Below are 7,332 nucleotides of genomic sequence, written 5' to 3'. Positions count from 1 at the left end.
TTGTCAACTTTTCAGCTTAGAATTTGTGCTTTTCACAAATTCATCCCTATTTTCAGTTAAGATTGCAAACAAGCTTAGCGAGTTTCGCAATTACCTATTAAGTATACTATGTGAAAAAAAAGTTGGCAAGAAAAAAGCCGATGAATCATTATGATATAATTCACCGGCTTTTAATATTCTTAAAACTGTCTAATCACTATATACTATCTTGTATTTTTAAGATTATCAACTGCTGCTCTTTCGATTGCAAGACACTTTGTATATTTCTCAATAAATTCATCGAATCCCTTTACATCCTCTGGATCAGGGTCTACGACTTCACCATTCTGGTTTGCAAATACTTCTTTGCTTAAGTAGTCCTGAAGTGACTGTCCGTCTTTTTTATTTACCATATATGATGCAAGGATTGCGATTCCCCATGCTCCACCTTCTCCTGCTGTTTCCATAACTGATACAGGTGTGTTGATGGCTCCTGCAAGAATCTTCTGTCCTACACCCTTTATTGTAAAGTATCCGCCATGACCAAAGATTGAGTCAACTTCAACTTTTTCCTCTTTAAAGAGAATGTCAAGACCTGTCTTTAATGCACCAAGTGCTGTATAGAGCTGTACTCTCATGAAGTTTGCAAGATTAAATTTAGCGTTTGTCTCTCTTACGAGTAATGGGCGTCCCTCTTCAAATCCTGTTACATGCTCGCCTGAGAAATAGTTGTAAGCAACAATTCCGCCACCGTCTTTTTCTGCAAGCAATGCCTGTTTAAATAATTTGTCAAATATCTCTTCCGGTGTTACTTCAAATCCCATGAGCTTTGAATACTCACCGAAAAGGTCAACCCATGCATTTATCTCAGATGTACAGTTGTTACAATGTACCATTGCAACTGCATCTCCTACAGGAGTTGTAACCATATCTATCTGTCTGTATGCTTTCTTAAGTCTCTTCTCAAGAACAATCATTGCAAATACGGATGTTCCTGCTGAAACATTACCTGTTCTTACAGCAATACTGTTTGTTGCAACCATTCCTGTTCCTGCATCACCTTCAGGAGGACATATAGGAGTTCCTGCCTGAAGCTTTCCTGAAACGTCAAGTTTCTTTGCTCCTTCTTCTGTCAGAACGCCTGCATCTTCGCCTGCTGACAAAACTCCCGGAAGGATATTTTTAAGTTTCCAAGAAAATCCTTCAGGTGCAACAAGTTCATCAAACCGACCAAGCATTTTTTCATCATATGTTCCTGTTGTACTGTCAATAGGGAACATTCCTGATGCATCACCTACACCGAGAACTTTTTTGCCTGTAAGCTGCCAGTGAATATATCCGGCAAGAGTTGTGAAGAAATCTACGTCTTTTACATGGCTCTCTTTATTTAAAATTGCCTGATAGAGATGTGCAATACTCCATCTCTGTGGAATATTGAAATCAAATACTTCTGTAAGTTTATCAGAAGCTTCTGATGTTATAGTATTTCTCCACGTTCTGAATGGAACTAAGAGAGTATCATCTTTGTCAAAAGCCATGTAACCGTGCATCATTGCACTGAATCCCATAGCACCGATTTTTGTGATTTCAGCGTCATATTTTTCTTTTACTGTTGCAGCAAGTTTACTGTAGCAGTCCTGAAGTCCTTTCCAAATATCATCAAGGCTGTATGTCCATACACCGTTTTCATATTTGTTTTCCCATTTGTGACCACTTGTCGCAATAAGGTTATTGTTTTCATCTATAAGAACTGCTTTTATCTTTGTAGAACCGAACTCGATACCGAGGGCTGTCTTTCCGCTTTCAATTATATCTTTCATTTATATTTTCCTCCTGATTTCTAACGATAAACAATGTCACCAAGCATAAGATCTCTCTTGAAATCTCTGATATTTGTATCTTTGTTTATAACTACTGCTTCAATTCCCATCATAGCAGCCCAGTCACACATCTGCTCTGCCGTAAGGTCATATGTAAATGCTGTATGATGTGCACCACCGGCAAGAATCCATGCCTCTGCTCCTGTATGAAGGTCAGGTTCCGGTGTCCAGAAGTTTGTAGCTGTCGGAAGTTTTGGCATTGGCTTTTCTGTCTGTTTGCACTCAACATCGTTGATGATAAGTCTGAAACGGTTTCCAAGGTCAATAAGTGATGTTGCAATACCGTGACCATTCTTAGATGTAAATACAAGTCTTGCCGGGTCTTCTCTGTCACCCATAGAAAGCGGCTGGCACTTAATCTGAATTGGTCCCTCTGCGATTGACGGACATATCTCAAGCATATGAGCTTCAAGTATTCCCTCTTTGCCCGGAACAAGATTGTATGTGTAATCCTCAAGCATTGATGTTCCTTTTGCATCTTTCATGCCTGCTGTCATAACTTTCATAAGACGAACCATAGCTGCAACTTTCCAGTCACCCTCTGCTCCAAATCCATAACCTTTTTCCATAAGTCTCTGAATAGCAAGTCCCGGAAGCTGTTTAAGTGCACCAAGGTCACCAAAGTGAGTTACTATTGCCTGATAATTCTTTTCCTTTAAAAATCTTTCAAAACCAATTTCTATCTGAGCCTGTACAGCGACATGCTTTCTAAATTCTGCCGGGTCTCTGCCCTCAAGCAGAATGTCATATTTGTCATAATATTCATCGACAAGTGCATTTGTATCTGACTCTGAAACTGCTGCTACTGCCTCTGCAATCTCATTTACAGGATATGCATCTACTTCCCAGCCAAATTTAAGCTGAGCTTCTACCTTGTCACCTTCAGTAACGGCAACGTTTCTCATGTTGTCAGCAACACGCATAACTCTGATATGGCTGCTCTCAACAACACCTACTGCTGTTCTCATCCATGAGCCTATCTTCTCCTGAACTTTTTCGTCAGACCAGTGTCCTACGACAACCTTGCGCTCAATCTTCATACGTGTAACGATATGACCATACTCTCTGTCACCGTGTGCTGCCTGATTTTCGTTCATGAAATCCATATCTATAGTATCATATGGGATTTCCATATTAAACTGTGTATGTAAATGAAGTAATGGCTTTCTATACTCCTGAAGCCCTAAAATCCATGATTTTGCCGGTGAAAATGTATGCATCCACGTAATAACACCTGCACATTCAGGATCATTGTTAGCTTCATTAAATGTTTTTCTGATAAGTTCATTTGTAATAAGGGTTGGCTTTAACACAACCTCAAAAGGAAGTTTTCCAGAAGCATTTAACGCTTCAACTATCTGCTTTGAATGTGCTGCAACATTTGCAAGACACTCATCTCCATATAAATCCTGTGAACCGGTACAAAACCAAAATTTATAATTTTTTACTTCCATCTTTTTCTCCTTTTCCTCTCGTTATATTTTTTTGTTTTTAATGCAACAACATCTGATGTTTCCGGCTGTTAAGACCGCCCAAAACATCAGATGATATTTTTTCCTAAAATAATTTAGTTTTTTCTTAACACCATACTAATAATACCTTAAATTCAAGATTTAATCAAGTATTGTTACAAATAAAAATATGGTTTTTTTCTCAATTTGGATACCGTTCACACCTGTAGTGGAACCGACAGTGTTTAACATTGTATTCCTATCACTCTTTTCTCTTTTCTTTTACAAGTGCAAATACAGCCTGAAGCACTATAAAGAAGCAAAGCAATGCTGAAATAGCGATACTTGACCATGATGAAAGAAGTTTACCGTTTGTATGTACAAGTGTATCAATAGTACCTTTAATGAGTACACCAAACAATGTTCCGATTACGTTTCCGACACCACCTGTAAGAAGTGTTCCACCGATTACTGATGAAGCTATCGCATCCATTTCCATGAATTTTGCCTGAGCGACGAATCCGCACATACTGTTCAAACAATATAAAATTCCACCGATTGAGCAAAGGAATGAAGATAACATATAAGCTTTCATCTTTGTCTTTTTTACATTCAATCCCATAAGTTTTGCTGATGATTCACTTCCACCAACAGCGTAAAGTGAACGTCCGAACTTTGTAAACTTCAATATTATGAATGTAGCGGCTACTACAATAAGTGCTATAATAACCGGCATTCTGATGAAAGGATTCATCATAACACCATGTTTATTTGTATATCCTCCAAATGGAAGTTCAAGTTTCCAATCAGCCCATTTTACAAATGTTGCATTGTTGATATTTACCATTTCTGTAGTGATAACAGCTATCATACCTCTTGCAAAGAACATTCCTGCCATTGATATGATGAACGGCTGAATACCAAGTACACCAATAAGAAATCCCTGAACCGCACCAAACACAATACCTACAATAAGTACAACTGCTATTGCAACAAACGGACTCCATTTAAGATTTGTCATACCGTATGCCATTATCATACAATCAAGTCCGACAAGTGAACCTACTGAGATATCGATTCCGCCTGTAAGCATTACACATGTCATACCACAGGCTACACATATAAGACCTGCATTTGTAATAAGAAGATTTAAAAATGTTTGAAAATGACCAAATCCCTTATCATCATACACAACACATCCTATACCGTACATAACTATAAAAAGAACTATCGTAATAAGCAATAAAAGATTATTGCCGCCAATTTTTATTTTTTTATTCTTCATTTCGCAACAGCCTCCCCTCCGGTAGCACTAGCCTTGCGTGCTTTTCTGTTTTTAATATAACTCTGAATTGCCGGAGCCTGAATCGCAACAATTATAATAATAACAATAGCTTTGATAACAGGTGCCTGCTCTGTCTTTACACCAAAGGCAAGAAGTGTTGTAGAAAGTGCCTGTATTGTATATGCTCCGATGATAGAACCTGCAAGTGAGAATTTACCGCCTGCAAGGCTGTTTCCTCCAAGTGCTACTGCAAGGATTGCATCCATTTCAAAATTCAAACCTATATTGTTTGAATCAGCCGAATAAATTCTTGATGATGCAACTGTTCCTGCAACACCTGCACCAAGACCACATATTACATAACATATAAAAATTATAAGTGCTGAATTGATACCCATAATTCTCGCTGCTTTTGGATTTATACCAACAGCCTGTATGTACATTCCAAGCGCTGTCTTTTTAAGAAGGATTGTAGCAAGTATTACACATATTATGGCTACAAATATCGGAGTAGGTATCGGGCATTCCCAATTTCCTATATGCCAGAAGTTTCCGAGATATTTGTACTCTTTTACACGCACATAAGTTATCTGGTTGTTGCTTACAACAAGACCTATCGCTCTTGCAGCCGTATAAAGTACAAGCGTCGCAACCATAGGCTGTACTTTAAGTTTTGATACCATAAAACCGTTAAAACATCCACAGATACCGCCTATAAGTATTCCAAACAGTACACCGAATATGATAGGGTGTTTAACTGCTGATGCTGAACTTACTCCATATCCTACAAGTGATGTACAGCAACATGAAGCAACAAGTGCCATAACCGAACCTACAGATATATCTGTTCCTGCTGATACGGCTATCGTGAGAGTCATTCCTATAGCAAGTATGGCTATCTCACTTCCTCTGTTTGCTATATCTATCAGTCTTCCATATAATACACCGTTATTTATTGAAATCTGTAAAAAGCTTGGTGATTTAATTACATTAACAAGAATTACTAATATCAAACATACAGCAGGGAAAAACAATTTACTTCCAGTGCATTTTTTCCAAAACGAGTTCTTCTCCTTACTCATCCTTGTCACCTCCCGCAATAGCTTTCATGATAGAATTCTGCGTCATTTCGTCTTCAATCTCTCCAACCTTGACTCCGTCTCTAAGTACAACCATCCTATCACACGTTCTAAGCATTTCTTCAATCTCAGATGAGATAAATATTACCGCCTTGCCTTCCTTTGCAAGTTTTATTATAAGTTTCTGAATTTCTGTTTTCGTACCTATATCAATACCTCTTGTAGGCTCATCAAGTATAAGGAAATCAGGATTTGTTGCAAGCCATCTTCCAAGAATTACCTTCTGCTGGTTACCACCTGACAACTGGCTTATAGGTACTTCCATGCTAGGCGTCTTAACCTGTATTTCTTTGATATATTTGTCTGCAATCTTTTCCTGCTCTGCCCTCGGCAAAAGTCTGAACATACCTCTTTTTGCCTGAACTGCAAGTATTATATTTTCTCTTATTGAAAGGTCTGCAATTACACCCTCTGCCTTTCTGTCATCAGGAAGAAATCCCATTCCTAGTTTCATGGCATCTATAGGTGAATTTATTTTAACTTCCTTTCCTTTTACCTTGAGCGTACCGCTCTGTGTTTTGTCAGCTCCGTAGATTACTCTGGCAAGTTCGCTTCGTCCTGAACCAAGCAGACCGGTAAGACCAATAACTTCACCTTTATGTATGATAAGGTCAAACGGTTTGATTTTTCCTTTGTGTCCAAGTCCTTTTGCATCTATGATAACCTCATCCTTAACTGAACTTTCTGCCTCTTTTATTGAAGCAAGGTCATCAAAGTTCTTACCCATCATTTTTGCGACAAGTTCTACTCTAGGTAGTTCCGCTACCGGATACTCACCTACAAGCTCACCGTTTCTCAAAACAGTTATCATATCACATACCGCATATACCTGTTCAAGGAAATGTGTAACAAATACAATTCCTACACCCTCTTTTTTCAACCTAAGCATCATCTTAAACAACTTTTCTACTTCACTGTCATCAAGTGAAGAAGTCGGTTCGTCTAATATAAGAACCTTAGAATCCATATCTACCGCTCTCGCAATTGCGACCATCTGCTGCAGTGCAACCGAATAATTTTCAAGAGTTACAGTAACGTCTATGTCTATATCGAGATCATCGACTATCTTTTGTGCCATCTTGTTCATCTTTTTCCACTGGATAAGTCCAAGAGCATTTCTTGGCTCTCTTCCTATGAAAAGATTTTCGGCAACCGTAAGATTCGGACAAAGATTTACCTCCTGATAAACTGTTGCTATTCCTTTCTGCTGTGCCTCCTGTGTCGAATGATTTATGACAGGTCCTTCAATCCCATCAACTCTTATCTCACCGGCTTCAAAATCGTATACACCGGTAAGCACTTTTATAAGTGTTGATTTTCCGGCACCATTTTCACCCATAAGAGCATGTATCTCACCTTTTCTAAGTGTAAAGTCAACACCACTTAATGCTTTTACTCCTGGAAAAGTTTTGTTGATACCACGCATGGTTAAAACTTCATTTTCCTTCATCTGCACCGTCTCCTTTCATGTTTTCTTAAAAACATATGAAAAATCTAATTTTTCGAAAAACACCTTAAAGCTTTCATATATTTTTAACAAAATAAGAGAATCCGGTACAGCATTCAACAGCGTCACCGTTCACTCCCTCTCGGGCAAC

5 protein-coding genes are annotated in these 7,332 nt (G+C 38.4%); all 5 read right to left on the bottom strand.

Going from position 1 to position 7,332, the window contains the following annotated elements:
* Positions 1–203: 203 nt before the first annotated feature.
* Positions 204–1,799, bottom strand: coding sequence for a xylulokinase (locus ACZLXV_RS12225; RefSeq protein WP_367334905.1), 1,596 nt, complete (start codon positions 1,797–1,799; stop codon positions 204–206).
* A gap of 20 nt (positions 1,800–1,819) precedes the next feature.
* Positions 1,820–3,313 carry an L-arabinose isomerase gene (gene araA / locus ACZLXV_RS12220; RefSeq protein ID WP_482383600.1) on the bottom strand — a complete coding sequence of 498 codons (1,494 nt, stop codon included), beginning with the start codon at positions 3,311–3,313 and terminating at the stop codon, positions 1,820–1,822.
* A gap of 259 nt (positions 3,314–3,572) precedes the next feature.
* Positions 3,573–4,595: an ABC transporter permease subunit gene (locus tag ACZLXV_RS12215; protein ID WP_482383599.1), complete on the bottom strand. Its 1,023-nt coding sequence runs from the start codon at positions 4,593–4,595 to the stop codon at positions 3,573–3,575.
* Entirely contained in the window at positions 4,592–5,677 is a 1,086-nt protein-coding gene (locus tag ACZLXV_RS12210; RefSeq protein WP_367334908.1) for an ABC transporter permease, read from the bottom strand. Before ACZLXV_RS12210 ends, ACZLXV_RS12215 begins: the two co-directional genes overlap by 4 nt.
* Entirely contained in the window at positions 5,670–7,184 is a 1,515-nt protein-coding gene (locus ACZLXV_RS12205; RefSeq protein ID WP_022225209.1) for a sugar ABC transporter ATP-binding protein, read from the bottom strand. Before ACZLXV_RS12205 ends, ACZLXV_RS12210 begins: the two co-directional genes overlap by 8 nt.
* Between the last annotated feature and the right edge of the window lie 148 nt (positions 7,185–7,332).

Source organism: Butyribacter sp., from assembly GCF_056818865.1.
Note: the sequence above shows the minus strand (reverse complement) of the source record. Positions and strands in the feature narration are given on the sequence as shown.